Below are 16596 nucleotides of genomic sequence, written 5' to 3' on the forward strand. Positions count from 1 at the left end.
TGGCGGCTTTCAAGGGCCGCTTCAGCGCTTCCAGTGCGGCGGGCGTTTCTCGATGAAGGCCTGCACGCCTTCCAGCGCGCTCTCGTCCATCATGTTGCAGGCCATGGTCTGGCTGGCGTCGGCCAGCGCGGCCTCGATGCCGGTTTCGAGCTGCCGGTAGAACAGCGCCTTGCCCAGCGCCAGCGCCTGGCGCGGCTTGGCGACGATGCTGGCCACCAACGCTTCGACGGCCGCGTCGAGCGCCTCGGGCGCCGCCACCCGGTTCACCAGCCCCTTTTCCTGCGCTTCCCGCGCGCCGATGAATTCGCCGGTCACCAGCATCTCGAAGGCTTCCTTGCGTCCCAGGTTGCGCGACAGCGTGACGCTGGGCGTGGCGCAGAAGAGGCCCACGTTCACGCCGCTGACCGCGAACCGCGCCTCGCTCGAGGCCACCGCCAGGTCGCACACCGCGACCAGCTGGCAGCCCGCCGCGGTCGCGATGCCGTGCACCCGCGCGATCACCGGCACCGGCAGCCGCTGGATCGACAGCATCATCGCGCCGCAGCGCTCGAACAGCTGCCGGTAGTAGCCCAGCGAGGGCTCGGCGCGCATTTCCTTCAGGTCGTGGCCCGCGCAGAAGGCCTTGCCGGCGGCGGCGATGACGACGGCGCGCACCGTGTCGTCGGCCGCGGCCTGGCCGAGCGCCTGTTCCAGCGCGCCCAGCATGCCTTCGGAGAGCGCGTTGAACGAAGACGGCCGGTTCAGCGTCAGCGTGAGCACGCCGCGGTTGTCGCGCTGCTGCAGCACGAAGGGGGCGCTCGTGTCGTTCATGGCGTGGCCTCGCAGATCAGTAGGTCAGTAGATCAGTAAGTCAGCTCGAGCACCGTCGTGTGCTCGTTCGCGGTGGGCCAGGTCAGGCCGGTGATGCGCTCGCCGTTGAATTCGCCGGTCACCGCGCGCGGCGCACCGCCGCCTTCCAGGCGCAGGCGCGAGGTCGACACGCCCGCCCCCTTGGGCGGCACGCCGGCCGGCGGGCTCTTGCCGTCGAAGCGCATGGTGTCGCGCTGCACGTCGAAGTAGCCGCGCGGCCGCGTGAAGACCACCACCGACGTCGCGCCGTTGTCGGCCGGCACGATGCGTTCGGGCCGCAGGTTCACCAACTTGCTGCTGCGCGGGAACGGGCTGCGGTAGATGTGCGTGGTGCCGTAGCTGGGCGTGGCCAGCACGAACTCGTACGCCGCGTCGCCGCGCGCGTTGAACGGCCCCCAGCGGCCGTCCATGCCGATGGCCTTGGTGTGGACGGCGTTGCCCAGCCGCTCGCCGGTGGCGGGGTCGACGGCATACACCGTGAGCCGCGCGCCGTTCAGCGGCAGGTTTTCCGCGCCGATGGCATGCCCGTCGAGCACCACGGCGGCCTCCGCCTCGACGCCGGTGCTGCGCGGCGCCTGGCCCGTCAGGAACTGCCAGGTCGCGGCGAAGGCGGCGGGCGAGAACGAGGTTTCGCGGTGGTCCACGCGCGGCAGCACCACGTTGGTGGCGCCCTTCAGGGCCGGTCCGTCGAAGCCGATGTGGGTCGGCTTGCCGGGCGCGCCGATCCACACGCCGTCGGGCTGGGCGTACTTGTCGTTGTTGTCGGAGCGCAGCGTCAGCCACTTCACGCCCGGCGTGACCTCGTCGCCGTTGGGCCCCTTCGGCGCATTGAGCTGCTGCATGAAGCCCGAGAGGCCCGAGAACTCGTTGTTCTCGCGGAAGGCCTTCACCGCCCAGATGCCGTGCGCGGGGTTGCCGCCCAGCACCACCTGGCTCACCACGGCCGCGCCGCCGCCGTTCTGCACGTAGTTGCGAATGGTGTTGCCGCCGCGCGAATTGCCGATCAGCACGACCTTGCTCGCCCCCGTGGCTTTCAGCACCTTGTCGACCTGGGCCTTCAGGAACACCGCCGATTCGCCTGTCGAGCTGCGTCCGGGCTGGGCCACGGCGTCGTCGTCGCGCGCGAGCGGGTTCGGCTGGTCGAACGCAAAGAGCCGGTCGCGCGGCCAGCCGTTCGACTCGAAGCGCCAGATCGTCGTTTGCCAGAGCGCGGCCGAATCGCCGTTGCCGTGCACGAAGACGATGGGCGGGCGTTCCGCGTAGGACGGCGAGGGGGCTGTGGCGCAGGCGGTCAGCATGGTGGAGGCGGCGATCGCGGAGGTCGTGGCGACCGCCATGGCAAGGAGGGTGCGGCGGGATTGCATGTTTCGTTCCTGGGGAGCGGATTTCCAAGTGAAAACGCCCGCCGGCGCAAGGCGGGCGGGCGTTGGATGCTAGGGGAAAAAGACCGTCAGGCGAAGACGCCTGCCGTGTCCTGCATGCGCGCGGACACCTCACCCAGGTGATGCAGGGTGTCGCCGAAGGTCATTTCCATCTGCGTGAGCTTGCGGAAATAGTGGCTGCCGATGTACTCGTCGGTCACCCCGATGCCGCCATGCAGCTGCACCGAGTTCGCGGCCACGTAGCGCATCGACGTGCCCAGCTGGTACTTGGCGCGCGCCAGCGCCTGTCGGCGCTCGTCGGCCGGGGCGTTGAGCTTGAGCGTGGCGTAGTAGCTCATCGAGCGTGCGAGCTCCAGCTGCATCTTCATGTCGGCGATGCGGTGGCGCAGCGCCTGGAAGCTGGAGATGACCACGCCGAACTGCTTGCGCTGGTTCATGTACTCGACGGTCAGGGCCACGGTCTTGTCCATGACGCCCACCGCTTCGGCGCAGGTGGCGGCAATGCCCACGTCCACCGCGTATTCGAGCGCGGCCAGGCCGTCGGCCGTGACGAGCGTGGCGTCGGCCTTGTCGAACACGACCTCGGCCGCGCGGGCGCCGTCCTGCGTGCCGTAGCCGCGGGCTTCCACGCCGCTGGCGCTGCGCTCGACCAGGAACAGGGCGATCTTGCCGTCGAGCTTGGCGGGCACGATGAAGGCGTCGGCTTCGTCGCCCACGGGCACCACGCTCTTGGCACCGGTCAGCGAATGGCCGCTGCCCGACTTCACGGCCGTGGCTTCGCACAGGTCCAGGCGGTAGCGCGCCTTGCGTTCCTGGTAGGCCAGCACCACGATGGCCTGGCCACCGGCGATGCGGGGCAGCCAGGCGTCCTTGACCTCGGTGCCCGCGTAGCCGCTGAGCACCGCGCCGGCGATCAGCGTCTGCGCGAAGGGCTCCAGCACGATGCCGCGGCCGAGTTCTTCCATGACGACCATGCCGGCCACCGGGCCCATGCCCAGGCCGCCGTCGCCTTCGCCGATGTACAGGCCGCCCAGGCCGAGCTCGGCCAGTTCGTCCCACGCCTCGCGCGAGAAGCCGCCCTTGGCCTCGATGCCGCGGCGGCGCTCGAAGTCATAGCCCTTGTCGACCCACTTGCGAACGGCGTCGCGCAGTTGTTCCTGGTCGTCGGAAAAATTGAAATCCATGTGCGTGTCTCCTCAGCCCAGAACCGTCTGCGCGACGATGTTGCGTTGCACTTCGTTCGAACCGCCGTAGATGGTGGTCTTGCGCATGTTGAAGAAGGTCGACGTCAGCGGCGCGAGCGCCGGGTTGCCGCCCGGGAAGTTGCCTTGCCAGCCGGCTTCCATCGCTTCGCGGATCAGCGGCAGCGAGTAGGGGCCGCCGGCCAGCATCATGAGTTCGGCGTAGCGCTGCTGGATCTCGCTGCCGCGGATCTTGAGCAGGCCGGCCACGTCCAGCGAGTTCTTGCCCGAGGTCGCGGCCGACAGCACGCGCAGCACCATCATCTCGAGCGCGACGATGTCGACTTCGAGCTTGGCGATCTCGTCGCGAAAGCGCTGGTCTTCGTACACGCCCTCGGTCTTGGCGATGCGCTTCAGGCGTTCGAGTTCGCGCTTGGCGCGGTTCACGTCGGCGATGTTGGTGCGTTCGTGCGAGAGCAGGTGCTTGGCGTAGGTCCAGCCCTTGTTCTCTTCGCCGATCAGGTTCTCGGCGGGCACCTCGACGTTGTCGAAGAACACCTCGTTCACTTCATGGCCGCCGTCGAGCAGCTTGATCGGGCGAACCGTGACGCCGGGCGACTTCATGTCCAGCAGCAGGAAGCTGATGCCGGTCTGCGGCTTGCCTTCGTTGCTGGTGCGCACGAGGTTGAACATCCAGTCGCCGTACTGGCCGAGCGTGGTCCAGGTCTTCTGGCCGTTGACGATGTACTTGTCGCCCTTGCGCTCGGCCTTGGTCTTCACCGATGCCAGGTCGGAGCCCGAGCCCGGCTCGCTGTAGCCCTGGCTCCACCAGACTTCGCCGCTGGCGATGCCGGGCAGGAAGCGTTTTTGCTGCTCGGCATTGCCGAAGGCCATGATCACCGGCGCCACCATGACGGGGCCGAACGGGATGATGCGCGGCGCGCCGGCCAGCGCGGTTTCTTCCTCGAACAGGTGGCGCTGGATGGCGGTCCAGCCCGGACCGCCGAATTCCTTAGGCCAGCCGTAGCCCAGCCAGCCCTTCTTGCCGAGGATCTTGGCCCAGCCTTGCAGATCGTCGCGCGTCAGTTCGAGCGCGTTGTGCACCTTGTGCGAAATCTCCTTGGGGAGGTTTTCCTTGACCCAGGCGCGAACTTCTTCGCGGAACTTCTGTTCTTCGGGTGTGAAGCTCAAATCCATGCGTGCCTCGCTGTGTTGATCGGTTCACCGCAGACGCGGTGTGTCTCCGGAGCCGTGAGTTTTAGCACGGTCGTGCTGCGATCGAGTGTCCGCGCCGCGACAACAAGTCGGCCCACGGATAATCCCGCCTCCCATGAAGAACATCGTGATCCTGATCTCCGGCGGCGGCTCCAACATGGCCGCCATCGTGCGCGCGGCCGAGCGCGAGCGCTGGTCCGGCCGCTTCGGCGCGCGCATTGCCGCCGTGGTGAGCAACAAGGCCGAGGCCGGCGGCCTGGCGACGGCCAAGGCGCACGGCATCGCGACGGCGGTGGTTCCGCACAAGGATTTCGCGAGCCGCGAGGCCTTCGACGAGGCGCTCGCGCAGGCGGTCGACGCCCATTCGCCCGCGCTGGTGGTGCTGGCCGGCTTCATGCGGATCCTGACGCCGGGCTTCGTCGGGCGCTACGCGGGGCGCCTGGTGAACATCCATCCCTCGCTGCTGCCCGCGTTTCCGGGGCTTCACACGCACCAGCGCGCCATCGAGGCGGGCTGCAAGGTGGCGGGTGTCACGGTCCACCAGGTGACCACCGAACTCGACCACGGGCCGATCCTGGCGCAGGCCGTGGTGCCGGTGCTGCCTGACGACACGGCCGCCACGCTGGCCGGACGGGTGCTCGCGCAAGAGCATCTGTTGTATCCGCGAGCCATTGAGGGATGGCTTGCAGATACATCGAGTCACAATCATTAAATTTGTTTATATTCGCGGCTTTTCGGGAGTCTTGACGTGAAAACCCAATCGCTGCTGCTGGCCGCCGCTGGCGCTGTCGTCCTTTTGGTCGGCTGTGCCGCTCCGGCGCCCGCGCCCGCCCCGGCGCCCCCCGCGCCGCCGCCGGAACCGGTCTACCAATGCAGCGCCGATGGCGCCCGTTTTGCCGTGGGCCAGTTGCTCACGCCCCAGCTGGAAGCCGCCGCCCGCGTGCGCGCAGCCGCCGGCACGGTGCGGGTGCTCAAGCCCGGCGACGCGGCCACGATGGAACTCAACGGCGGGCGCCTGAACCTCGACGTCGACGCCCGCAACCGCGTGACGGACGTCCGCTGCGGTTGACGGCGATCGGGTTGCTATGAAGAACATAGCAACCCACTGAAGCAGGACGGGCGTACGCAGCCCGACTGCCGTCTAGATCGGGGCGAATCTTGGCCGGAGCGCGCCGTCGATCTCGATGGTTTCTCCGAACATGGCGGCCGGCCGGACCCAGAGTCCGTGGGCGCCGTACAGGGCGCGGTACAGCGTCATCGGCTCCAGCGTTTCGCTGTGGCGCACGGTGCCGATCACCTCGTATTCGCCGCCCTTGTAGTGACGGTAGCGGCCGGGTGGTGTTTCGATCAGGGGCGGGAGGTCTTCGTCGTTCAACGGGGGCTTCTTTCTAAAACAGTCGGGGTTGGCTTGATGTGACAGGAGTCGGATGGATCGCGCTGATTTTGTTCACCTGGTTCGACTGAGCGAGCATGCCAGTGCGGACGACAGTGCGCGCTATCGACGCAGCGTGGCGGCTTTTGCCGCGCTCGGCTACCTGTGGGTGCTGGGCTGCCTCGCGCTTGCGGTGGGCCTCATTGTCTGGGTGCTGTCGTCGATCCGTGAGGAGCGTTTCAGCTTCACGCGCGGCTGGCTGCTGCTGTTCGCGGGCGGCCTGCTCTGGGCCACGTTGCGCGCGCTCTGGGTGCGCTTCGACGAGCCCGACGGCGTGGAACTGCAGCGCGACGATGCGCCGGCGCTGTTCGAGGCGCTGGACCGCATCCGCAGCAAGATCAAGGGGCCCCCGGTCCACCACGTCTACCTCGACGACGAATTCAACGCCAGCATCCGCCAGGTGCCGCGCTTCGGGCTGTTCGGCGGCGCCATCAACTCGCTGAGCATCGGCCTGCCGCTGCTGATGATGCTCGACCGGCGGCGGCTGCTGTCGGTGCTGGCGCACGAGTACGGCCACCTGCGCGGCAACCACGGCAGGCTGAGCGCGTGGATCTACCGCACGCGGCTGTCCTGGCTCAAGCTGGACGCCAACCTGCAGCGCAGCGAAGGCGTGATGGCGGTTTTCTCGCAGGCCTTCTTCCGCTGGTACTTTCCGCGCTTTGCCGCCAAGACCTTCGCGCTGGCCCGCCAGGACGAGTACGAGGCCGACCGCATTTCCGGGCGGCTGCTGGGCACCACGGTGGCAGCCGCCGCGCTGACCGAGATCGCCATCAAGGGCAACTGGTACGCCAACGAGTTCTGGCCCTGGCACTGGGCCCGCGCCGAGCACGAGCCGACGCCGCCGGGGCCTTTCGCCGCGTTGCGCAAGCGCGTGCGCACCCCGCCCGACGAAGACTTCGCCCGCCAGGCGCTGCGCGAGGCGATGCGCCGCGTCAGCGACCTGGAGGACACCCACCCGGTGCTGCGCGACCGGCTCGAGGCGCTCAAGCAGAAGGCGGCGCTGCCCGAATGGTCGCAGCGCTCAGCGCTCGAGTTGCTGGCCGACCGGAAGAAGTGGATCGAGTATTTCGATGTTCGCTGGCGCCGCGCGCATGCGGCCGACTGGAAACAGCACCACGCGCACCGCTCGCGCATCCGCGAGCGCATCTCGGTGCTGGCCGCGCGCGGCGAGCGCAACACGCCTGACGAGATGGTCGAATGGGCCGATTCGGAGCGGCGGCTCGACCCGGCGGCGCCCGTGCGGCTGCGCTACGAAACCGCCCTGCAGATTGCGCCGGAGCACCCGGGTGCGCTGCGCGGGCTGGCCCAGATGCTGCCGTCGAACGACCGCGCAGCGCGGCTCGCCGTGCTCGAGCGCTTGCACAGTTCCGGCGCGGCCAGCCGCTGGTGGGCGGCCAGGAGCGCCGTGGCGTCGCTCGAGGACCCCGACGCCGGACCGCACGAAGAAGAGGCGCTCAAGCTGTGGCGCGGCCGTCTCAAGGAGGCGGAAGAGGCCGAGACGCGCGCCTGGGAGGAGATCACCGGCACGCCGTTCTTCAGCCAGATCTCGCGCCACGACCTGAACGACTACGAGCTGGGCGAGCTGCGGGCCGATCTCGTGCGCTGCCTGCCGGCGTCGCGCGCCTGGTTGGTGCGCAAGAACCTGCGCGAGTTTCCGTGGCGCCGGGCCTACATCGTGTTCGTCGACCTGCCCGGGCTCGACGACGAGGACCGCTGGCAGCTGTGCCGCCAGCTGGAGCAGACGCTCACGCTGCCGGGCGCCGCGCTGGTGCTGTGGGCGGGCCATTCGCCCACGCTGGAAGACATCCAGCGGCAGGCTTTCGGCGAGGTCTGGGGCCGCGCCGCATAGGCTTTCGGCTCGGATCGGGCTGGACGGGCGGGACAGGCCGGATGGCTGAGACAATCGGGGCATGCACCCCAAAGCCCTGTTGGAGGCCACCGCCGATCTGGTCGGCCTTGTCCTGAAATTCGATCACCCGGCCGACCAGGTCGTTTCGCGCTTTTTCCGCGACCATCGCGAGTTCGGCCCGCGCGAGCGCGCGACGCTCGCCGAAACCGTCTACACCGTGCTTCGCAAGAAGCTGCTGTTCGACCATCTCTCGCCCTCGGGCTCCGGCTCGAAGGAGCGCCGCATGGCGATCCTGGGCTTCCACGGCCCGCGCGACTTCCTGAAGAGCGCGCTCAACGACACCGAAAAGCGCTGGCTCGACAACTGCGACGCGGTCAAGCCCGACGACCTGCTCGAGCGCCACCGCCACAACCTGCCCGAATGGCTGGTCGCGCCGCTCAAGGCGCAGCTGGGCGACGGTTTCTGGCCGCTGGTCGAAAGCCTGCAGCAACCGGCGCCGCTCGACCTGCGCGTCAACGCGCTGGGCGACAAACGGGCGGATGTGAAGGCGGAGCTTGCGAAGGCTGCTATCAAATCGGAAGCGACACCGTTCTCGCCGTGGGGCTTGCGCATCGAAGGCAAGCCGGCGCTGACCAAGCTCGACGCGTTCGTTCGCGGCGCCATCGAGGTGCAGGACGAAGGCTCGCAACTGCTGGCGCTGCTGCTGGACGCCAAGCGTGGCGAAATGGTGGTCGATTTCTGCGCGGGTGCGGGCGGCAAGACGCTCGCCATCGGCGCCACCATGCGCAACACCGGGCGCCTGTATGCGTTCGACACGTCGGCGCACCGGCTCGACGCGCTCAAGCCGCGGCTGGCGCGCAGCAAGCTGTCGAACGTGCACCCCGCCGCGATCGCGCACGAGCGCGACGACCGGATCAAGCGCCTGGCGGGCAAGATCGACCGCGTGCTGGTCGATGCGCCGTGTTCGGGGCTGGGGACGCTGCGGCGCAATCCGGACCTGAAATGGCGCCAATCGGTCAAATCGGTCGAGGAATTGACGGTCAAACAGACAGCAATCCTGCAAAGCGCTTCCCGGCTGGTGAAATCGGGCGGCCGTCTGGTTTACGCCACGTGCAGCGTGCTGCCCGAGGAAAACGAGGCCATCGCCGAGGCTTTCAGTGCCGCCAACCCGGATTTCGAGCCCGTGGATGCCGCCGAGCTGCTCCACGGCCTGAAAGTCGAGGGTTTCGAGGCGCTGTGCGCGGGCGGAGAGGGCGGCAGGCGCTATCTGCGGCTGTGGCCGCACCGTCACTCGACCGACGGTTTCTTTGCCGCGGTGTGGAACCGCAAATAGAGGCGGGACTCCAAACTAGGGTTAATCTGTGATTTTCTTGAAGGTTTAAAGGGCCTCATTTAGGCCCACCGCTTTAAAATCGCGGGTTATCTGAAGGCTGCACCTTCGTGTGGCCATGGAGTACCTGACTCAATGTTGCTTCCTGACTCCGCCGTTCTGAATGCGGCCATCGAATGGCTCGGACACGGCCTGTGGGACCTCGCATGGTGGCAAGTCGTGCTGTACACGCTCGTCACCACGCACATCACGATTGCCGCGGTCACCATCTTCCTGCACCGGACACAAACGCACCGGGCCATGGATCTGGGCCCGATTCCATCGCATTTCTTCCGCTTCTGGCTGTGGCTGGGCACCGGCATGGTGACCAAGGAATGGGTTGCCATTCACCGCAAGCACCACGCCAAGTGCGAAACCGTCGACGACCCGCACAGCCCGCAGGTCAAGGGCATCGACGAAGTGCTCTGGCGCGGCGCCGAGCTGTATCGCGCCGAGTCGAAGAACAAGGAAACGATGGAGCGCTACGGTCACGGCACGCCCGATGACTGGATCGAGCGCAACCTCTACACGCGCTATAGCTGGCAAGGCGTGGGCCTGATGCTGGTGATCAATCTGGCGCTGTTCGGCACGCTCGGCATGGCCGTGTGGGCGGTGCAGATGCTCTGGATCCCCATCACCGCCGCCGGCATCATCAACGGCATCGGCCACTACTGGGGCTACCGCAACTTCGAGGCGCAAGACGCCAGCCGCAACATCATGCCCTGGGGCCTGATCATCGGCGGCGAAGAGCTGCACAACAATCACCACACCTACCCGACTTCGGCCAAGTTCTCGGTCAAGAAGTACGAGTTCGACATCGGCTGGGTCTACATCCAGGTTTTCCAGAAGCTCGGCTGGGCCAAGGTCAAGAAGGTGCCGCCGAAGATGCTGATGGGTGACATCCAGCCTGTGGCCAACGAGAAGACGCTCGAGGCCGTCATCGCCAACCGCTACGAAGTCATGGCCGGCTATGCGCGCGAAATGCGCCGCGCCACCAGCATGGAACTGGATGCGCTGAAGACCAAGGGTGCCGACCTGTCGGCGCTCAAGGCCGCCAAGCGCTGGCTGCACCGCGACGACGACAAGGTGCCCGCATCGGCCCGCACGCACGTCGTGCAAGCCCGTGCCGCTCATCCGGTGCTCGACAAGATGGTCACGATGCGCGAAGAGCTGCGTCAGCTGTGGCTGAACACCTCGCAATCGCGCGAGCAACTGGCAGCCGATCTGGCGGCCTGGTGCCACCGTGCGGAGGCCAGCGGCATCGCCGGCCTGCGTGACTTCTCGACCCGCCTGCGCGCCGCTCGCGCCTGACGCGTCTCACGCTCATCAAAAAGCCGGCCTGAGGGCCGGCTTTTTTGTGCCTGTCACCTGTGCGGGTGTGCTGGCTTAAGCTCTATTGACGCTGTTGGCTGTTGGCTGTTGGCTGTTGGCTGTTGGCTGTTGGCTGTTGGCTGTTGGCAGGTGGCGGGGCACAAATCAACAGGCAACAAAAAACCCGCTGGGTAAGCAGCGGGTTTCTTGTTTGGGAAAACCAGGGCTGAATTACTTCAGCTTGATTTCCTTGTATTCGACGTGCTTGCGCGCCTTCGGGTCGAACTTCATGATCGACATCTTTTCAGGCATCGTCTTCTTGTTCTTGCTGGTCGTGTAGAAGTGGCCGGTACCCGCGGTGGATTCCAGCTTGATCTTTTCGCGTCCGCCTTTGCTCGTTGCCATGATTCAGCTCCTTAAGCTTGGCCGCGTGCGCGCAGGTCTGCGAGCACGGCGTCGATACCGTTCTTGTCGATCAGGCGCAGGGCAGCGCTCGAAACGCGCAGGCGAACCCAGCGGTTTTCAGTTTCGACCCAGAAACGGCGGTATTGCAGGTTCGGCAGGAACCGGCGCTTGGTTTTGTTGTTGGCGTGGGAAACGTTGTTTCCGACCATCGGGCCTTTGCCCGTTACGTCGCATACGCGTGCCATGAGGACACTCTTTCTTGAACAGCTGGCACCGCTTGCAACCGGAAAGTCGCAGGGTGTTTTGCAGCTTGACCTCGCCAGAAAACGGGTGGCGGTATCCCGGCTTCGCCGTAGCCTGTCCTTCGTTGAAGGGTGGCCCTATTTCGGCAAAGCCTCGGATTATAGCCCTTTCGGGCGCCGCCGTGCGTTCGCGTTTACAGCGTGCCGTCCTGCTCCAGGAAGCGTTGCGCGTCCAGGGCGGCCATGCAGCCTGTACCGGCGCTGGTGATGGCCTGGCGGTACACGTTGTCCTGCACGTCGCCGGCGGCGAAGACGCCCGGAATGCTGGTCATCGTGGCGAAGCCCTGCAGGCCGGAACGGGTCAGGATGTAGTTGTCCTTCATTTCCACCTGGCCCTGGAAGATGTCGGTGTTCGGGTGGTGCCCGATGGCGATGAAACAACCCTTGAGGTCGATCTGCTCGGTGGCGCCGGTCTGCGTGCTCTTGATGCGGATGCCCGTCACGCCCGTGTCGTCGCCCAGCACCTGGTCGAGTTCGCTGTGCAGCTTCAGCACGATCTTGCCTTCGGCCACCTTCTCCATCACTTTGTCGATCAGGATGGGCTCGGCGCGGAACTTGTCGCGGCGGTGCACCAGCGTGACCTTGTTCGCGATGTTGGCGAGGTACAGCGCTTCCTCGACGGCCGTGTTGCCGCCGCCGATCACGCAGACTTCCTGTTCGCGGTAGAAGAAGCCGTCGCAGGTGGCACATGCCGAGACGCCGCGGCCCATGAACTTTTCCTCGGAATCGAGGCCCAGATACTTGGCCGATGCGCCGGTCGCGATGATCAGCGAATCGCAGGTGTACGTTCCGCTGTCGCCGGTCAGCGTGAACGGGCGCTTGCTCAGGTCGACCTTGTTGATGTGATCGAAGACGATCTGCGTCTTGAAGCGTTCGGCGTGCTCCAGGAAGCGCTGCATCAGCTCCGGACCCTGCACGCCGTGGACGTCGGCGGGCCAGTTGTCGACCTCGGTGGTGGTCATCAATTGGCCGCCTTGGGCGATGCCGGTGATGAGCAATGGCTTCAGGTTTGCGCGGGCTGCGTAGACGGCCGCGGTGTAGCCGGCGGGGCCGGAGCCGAGAATCAGAACCTTGGCGTGTTGGGGAGCGGACATGAGTAGAAAACCTAGGATATACGCTGCGGCAGCGTGTACATTTTCAGGGTGGTAGCGATATATGTGGAGTATCACTGCCCGGTTCAACACCGGGTAAACGGTGTTTTCAATGCGCGCGATTGTAGTAATCCATCGGCTCGTCTCTTGGGCTGCTCCGCGCGCTGTCTCAGGGATTCATAAATGTCGATGCTGTCCAACCTCGAATTGCTTCGGCGCGTTCCATTGTTCGCGTCGCTGACGGCCACGCAATCCGCCAGCATCGCGGACGCGATCATCAAGAAGCGCTTCAAGCGAGCGGAAGTCGTCGTGGAGCAGGGCAAGAAGTCCGACGCGCTCTACATCATCCTGACCGGCCGGGCGCGCGTCACCAGCGCCGACAGCCGCGGCCGCGAGGTCATCCTCGCCACGCTGCACCCCGGCGACTACCTCGGCGAGATGAGCCTGATCGACGACGAGCCGCATTCGGCCACCGTGCGCACCGAAATCCAGTGCGACGTGCTCATGCTGGGCCGCGACGCCTTCGCGCGCTGCCTGCCCGAGAACTCCTCCATGGCGTACAACATCATGCGCGGCCTGGTGCAGCGCCTGCGCCACGCCGACCGCAAGATCGAGTCGCTGGCGCTGATGGACGTGTACGGCCGTGTCGCCCGTTCGCTGCTCGAGTTCGCCATCGAGGATGGCGCCGGCAACCTCAAGGTGCGCGACAAGATCTCCCGCCAGGACCTGGCCAAGATGGTCGGCGCCTCGCGCGAAATGGTGAGCCGCGTGATGAAGGACCTCGAGGAGCGCGGCTTCGTCCAGACCCAGGAAGACGGGTCGATGATCGTCAAGGAACGGCTCCTGTCGCTGGCTTGAGCCTTTCGGGCCGGGCCCGCCGTTGCCGGCGGCCCTGGCCTTTTGTTGTAGTGTTCGTGCTTCCGGCCCCTGTTTTCCTGGGCCGGTTGCCGTGTTTTTCATGACCTATTCGCTCAATACGCTTCAATCTTCTTCTGCCGCCGAGGGCCAACCCGTGCGTGTTCGCGCCATGCGCTTCGCCCACGAAATCACACTGATCGCAGGATTTGCAGCGCTGTTGTTCTGGCTGCTGGCCATGCTGAGCTTCACGCCCTCCGACGCCGCCTGGTCGACGTCGGGCACCGGAGGCGAAATCAAGAACTGGGGCGGCCGCATCGGCGCCTGGCTGGCCGATGGCAGCTATTTCGTCGCCGGTTACTCCGTATGGTGGTGCCTTGCCGCCGGGCTGCGCGCCTGGCTTTCGTCCCTCGCCAACTGGCTGCGCGGCGGCGAGCCGGCCCCCGCCGCCGAGCAACAACCCCCGCGCGGGCGCTTCAACCGCAGCCGCCTGGCCTTCTGGTTCGGCCTGATCCTGCTCCTGTGCGCCAGCGCGGTGCTCGAATGGTCGCGCCTGTACCGCCTCGAATCGCACCTGCCGGGCTCCGGCGGCGGCGTGCTGGGTTCCATGGTAGGTCCGTCCAGCGTCCGCTGGATGGGTTTCACCGGCTCGGCGCTGATGGCCATCGCCGGCGGCGTGATCGGCTCGGCGCTGGTCTTCCGGTTCTCCTGGAGCCAGATTGCCGAACGCATCGGCTCGCGTGCCTATTCGCTGTTCGAGTCGCGCCGCGAAAAGCGCGAGATGGCCGCCGACATCGCCATGGGCAAGCAAGCCGCGCGTGAGCGCGCCGGCGACGAAGAGTCCGTGCCCATGACCGCGCCGCGCGCAAAGAAAACGCGCGCGCCCAAGGAGGCCGCGTTCGGCGACTCGAGCCCGCAGGAGCCGAGCTTCGACGACGAAGAAGACATTCCCATCGATCCGGCGCCGAAGCGCCGCGTCCCTTCGCCGCCGGTGCAGATCGAGCCCGCGATGACCGAGGTGCCCCGCAGCGATCGCGTCGTCAAGGAGCGCCAGAAGCCGCTCTTCAAGGAGCTGCCCGACAGCAAGCTGCCGCAGGTCGACCTGCTCGACGCCGCGCAGGCGCGCCAGGAAACCGTTTCTTCCGACACGCTCGAGATGACCTCGCGCATGATCGAGAAGAAGCTCAAGGACTTCGGCGTCGAGGTGCGCGTGGTGCTGGCCTCGCCCGGCCCCGTCATCACGCGCTACGAAATCGAGCCCGCCACCGGCGTCAAGGGCTCGCAGATCCTGGGCCTCGCCAAGGACCTGGCACGGTCGCTCTCGCTGGTGTCGATCCGCGTGGTCGAGACCATTCCGGGCAAGAACTACATGGCGCTCGAGCTGCCGAACGCCAAGCGCCAGTCGATCAAGCTCAGCGAAATCCTGGGCTCGCAGGTCTACAACGAAGGCAAGTCGATGCTCACCATGGGCCTCGGCAAGGACATCATCGGCAACCCGGTGGTGGCCGACCTTGCGAAGATGCCGCACGTGCTGGTGGCCGGTACCACCGGCTCGGGCAAGTCGGTGGGCATCAACGCGATGATTCTTTCGCTACTCTACAAGGCCGAGGCACGCGACGTTCGCCTGCTCATGATCGACCCGAAGATGCTCGAAATGTCGGTCTACGAAGGCATTCCGCACCTGCTGGCGCCCGTGGTCACCGACATGCGCCAGGCCGCGCACGGCCTGAACTGGTGCGTGGCCGAGATGGAGCGCCGCTACAAGCTCATGAGCAAGCTCGGCGTGCGCAACCTGGCCGGCTACAACACCAAGATCGACGAAGCCAAGGCGCGCGAGGAGTTCATCTACAACCCCTTCAGCCTCACGCCGGACGATCCGGAACCGCTGAAGCGCGAACCGCACATCGTCGTGGTCATCGACGAACTGGCCGACCTGATGATGGTGGTCGGCAAGAAGATCGAAGAGCTCATCGCCCGCCTCGCGCAGAAGGCGCGCGCCGCCGGCATCCACCTGATCCTGGCCACGCAGCGCCCCAGCGTCGACGTGATCACCGGCCTGATCAAGGCCAACATCCCGACCCGCATCGCGTTCCAGGTGTCCAGCAAGATCGACAGCCGCACCATCCTCGACCAGATGGGCGCCGAGGCGCTGCTCGGCATGGGCGACATGCTCTACATGCCCAGCGGCACGGGCCTGCCGATTCGCGTGCACGGCGCCTTCGTGAGCGACGAGGAAGTGCACCGCGTGGTGGCCTATCTGAAGAGCCAGGGCGAGCCGGACTACATCGAGGGCGTGCTCGAAGGCGGCACGGTCGATGGCGACGGTGACGGCGACCTGCTTGGCGGCGGCGATGCCGAGAAGGACCCGATGTACGACCAGGCGGTCGAGGTCGTGCTCAAGAACCGCAAGGCCAGCATCTCGCTGGTGCAGCGCCACCTGAAGATCGGCTACAACCGCGCGGCGCGCCTGGTCGAAGACATGGAAAAGGCCGGCCTGGTGAGCGCCATGAGCGGCAGCGGCCAGCGCGAAATCCTGGTGCCGGCACGCGCGGCGGAGTAATTCGCCGCGCTTTCGGTTTTCAGTTACGTGCTGAAAGGCAATTTGCAAAAGCGCACGGCGGAATTGCAAATCTTCATCAAGGCCTACACCTGTCGCAATTCGCGGCAGTTAGGGTGAAGCCCTGTGCCACAGCGGTCACAGCTATTCGAGGAATCCAAATTGAAATTGCGTCATTGGCTGTTGATCGGCCTCCTGAGTTCCGCCAACGCGTGGGCCGGTGGCCTTGAAAGCCTTGAAACCTTCGTGAAGACCGTGAAGTCCGGCCGCGCCGATTTCACCCAGACCGTGACCGCGCCGGCGCGCGAAGGGCAACCCGGGCGCACCAAGACGTCGACCGGCACCTTCGAATTCCAGCGCCCCGGCAAGTTCAAGTTCGACTACCAGAAGCCCTTCGCTCAAAGCATCGTGGCCGACGGCAAGACGCTGTGGCTGTACGACGCCGACCTGAACCAGGTCACGCAGCGCACGCAGGCGCAGGCGCTGGGCTCCACGCCCGCCGCGCTGATTGCCGCGGCGCCCGATCTGCGCGCCCTGCAGGCCGATTTCACGCTGGAAGCCGCGCCGGAGCGCGATGGGCTGCAGTGGGTCAAGGCCACGCCGAAGAACAAGGACGGCCAGCTGCAGAGCGTGCAGGTCGGCTTCCAGGGCGAGGCACTGGCGGCGCTCGAGATTCTCGACAGCTTCGGCCAACGCTCGGTGCTCAAGTTCAGCAAGGTGGAAGTGAACCCGTCGCTGCCAGCCAGCGTGTTCGACTTCAAGGCGCCAGCGGGTGCCGACGTCGTCAAGCAATAAGCA

Annotated in this window: 16 protein-coding genes; 8 read left to right on the forward strand and 8 right to left on the reverse strand. The window is 66.3% G+C overall.

The window, feature by feature from the left end:
* Positions 1-21: 21 nt before the first annotated feature.
* The 4 genes from BM004_RS03485 to BM004_RS03500 form a co-directional block, all read right to left on the reverse strand.
* Complete coding sequence (locus BM004_RS03485) at positions 22-810, reverse strand: enoyl-CoA hydratase (RefSeq protein WP_093211296.1); 789 nt, start codon at positions 808-810, stop codon at positions 22-24.
* 32 nt (positions 811-842) lie between these two features.
* Entirely contained in the window at positions 843-2213 is a 1371-nt protein-coding gene (locus tag BM004_RS03490) for an alpha/beta fold hydrolase (RefSeq protein ID WP_093211297.1), read from the reverse strand.
* Between the two features lie 86 nt (positions 2214-2299).
* Positions 2300-3415, reverse strand: coding sequence for an acyl-CoA dehydrogenase family protein (locus tag BM004_RS03495; RefSeq protein ID WP_093211299.1), 1116 nt, complete (start codon positions 3413-3415; stop codon positions 2300-2302).
* A gap of 12 nt (positions 3416-3427) precedes the next feature.
* Positions 3428-4609 carry an acyl-CoA dehydrogenase family protein gene (locus BM004_RS03500; protein ID WP_093211301.1) on the reverse strand — a complete coding sequence of 394 codons (1182 nt, stop codon included), beginning with the start codon at positions 4607-4609 and terminating at the stop codon, positions 3428-3430.
* Between the two features lie 133 nt (positions 4610-4742).
* On the opposite strand from BM004_RS03500, the gene purN reads away from it, so the two are divergent.
* Together purN and BM004_RS03510 are read left to right on the forward strand one after the other, a co-directional pair.
* Complete coding sequence (gene purN / locus BM004_RS03505; RefSeq protein ID WP_093123691.1) at positions 4743-5339, forward strand: phosphoribosylglycinamide formyltransferase; 597 nt, start codon at positions 4743-4745, stop codon at positions 5337-5339.
* A gap of 36 nt (positions 5340-5375) precedes the next feature.
* A complete protein-coding gene (locus BM004_RS03510) occupies positions 5376-5696 on the forward strand; it encodes an I78 family peptidase inhibitor (RefSeq protein WP_093123693.1) in 321 nt (106 codons plus the stop codon).
* A 72-nt stretch (positions 5697-5768) separates the two neighbouring features.
* Here the strand turns inward: BM004_RS03510 and BM004_RS03515 are convergent, their stop codons facing one another.
* Positions 5769-6002 (reverse strand): DUF1653 domain-containing protein, encoded by a 234-nt coding sequence (locus tag BM004_RS03515; RefSeq protein ID WP_093123696.1) that lies wholly within the window; start codon positions 6000-6002, stop codon positions 5769-5771.
* A 52-nt stretch (positions 6003-6054) separates the two neighbouring features.
* On the opposite strand from BM004_RS03515, the gene BM004_RS03520 reads away from it, so the two are divergent.
* The 3 genes from BM004_RS03520 (at position 6055) to BM004_RS03530 (ending at position 10588) form a co-directional block, all read left to right on the forward strand.
* Positions 6055-7908, forward strand: coding sequence for a M48 family metalloprotease (locus BM004_RS03520; RefSeq protein ID WP_093123698.1), 1854 nt, complete (start codon positions 6055-6057; stop codon positions 7906-7908).
* A gap of 61 nt (positions 7909-7969) precedes the next feature.
* A complete protein-coding gene (locus BM004_RS03525) occupies positions 7970-9241 on the forward strand; it encodes an RsmB/NOP family class I SAM-dependent RNA methyltransferase (RefSeq protein ID WP_093211303.1) in 1272 nt (423 codons plus the stop codon).
* 132 nt (positions 9242-9373) lie between these two features.
* Entirely contained in the window at positions 9374-10588 is a 1215-nt protein-coding gene (locus BM004_RS03530; protein WP_093123702.1) for a DesA family fatty acid desaturase, read from the forward strand.
* A 231-nt stretch (positions 10589-10819) separates the two neighbouring features.
* Here the strand turns inward: BM004_RS03530 and rpmG are convergent, their stop codons facing one another.
* From rpmG to trxB, 3 genes are all read right to left on the reverse strand, one after another.
* Complete coding sequence (gene rpmG, locus BM004_RS03535) at positions 10820-10993, reverse strand: 50S ribosomal protein L33 (RefSeq protein WP_007830291.1); 174 nt, start codon at positions 10991-10993, stop codon at positions 10820-10822.
* An 11-nt stretch (positions 10994-11004) separates the two neighbouring features.
* Positions 11005-11238, reverse strand: a complete 234-nt coding sequence (rpmB, locus tag BM004_RS03540) for a 50S ribosomal protein L28 (protein ID WP_007830293.1) — start codon at positions 11236-11238, stop codon at positions 11005-11007.
* Between the two features lie 191 nt (positions 11239-11429).
* Positions 11430-12389, reverse strand: a complete 960-nt coding sequence (trxB, locus tag BM004_RS03545; protein ID WP_093211305.1) for a thioredoxin-disulfide reductase — start codon at positions 12387-12389, stop codon at positions 11430-11432.
* Between the two features lie 180 nt (positions 12390-12569).
* Here trxB and BM004_RS03550 point away from each other — a divergent pair, with 180 nt between their 5' ends.
* From BM004_RS03550 to lolA, 3 genes are all read left to right on the forward strand, one after another.
* Positions 12570-13244 (forward strand): Crp/Fnr family transcriptional regulator, encoded by a 675-nt coding sequence (locus BM004_RS03550; protein WP_093123707.1) that lies wholly within the window; start codon positions 12570-12572, stop codon positions 13242-13244.
* Positions 13245-13344: 100 nt separating this feature from the next.
* The gene (locus BM004_RS03555; protein ID WP_093212003.1) at positions 13345-15801 is read left to right on the forward strand and encodes a DNA translocase FtsK; all 2457 of its coding nucleotides are present in this window, start codon (positions 13345-13347) and stop codon (positions 15799-15801) included.
* 159 nt (positions 15802-15960) lie between these two features.
* A complete protein-coding gene (gene lolA, locus BM004_RS03560; protein WP_093123712.1) occupies positions 15961-16593 on the forward strand; it encodes an outer membrane lipoprotein periplasmic chaperone LolA in 633 nt (210 codons plus the stop codon).
* Positions 16594-16596 lie beyond the last annotated feature (3 nt).

Origin of the sequence: Variovorax sp. OK212, from assembly GCF_900112425.1 — a bacterium.
Classification (GTDB): domain Bacteria; phylum Pseudomonadota; class Gammaproteobacteria; order Burkholderiales; family Burkholderiaceae_C; genus Variovorax.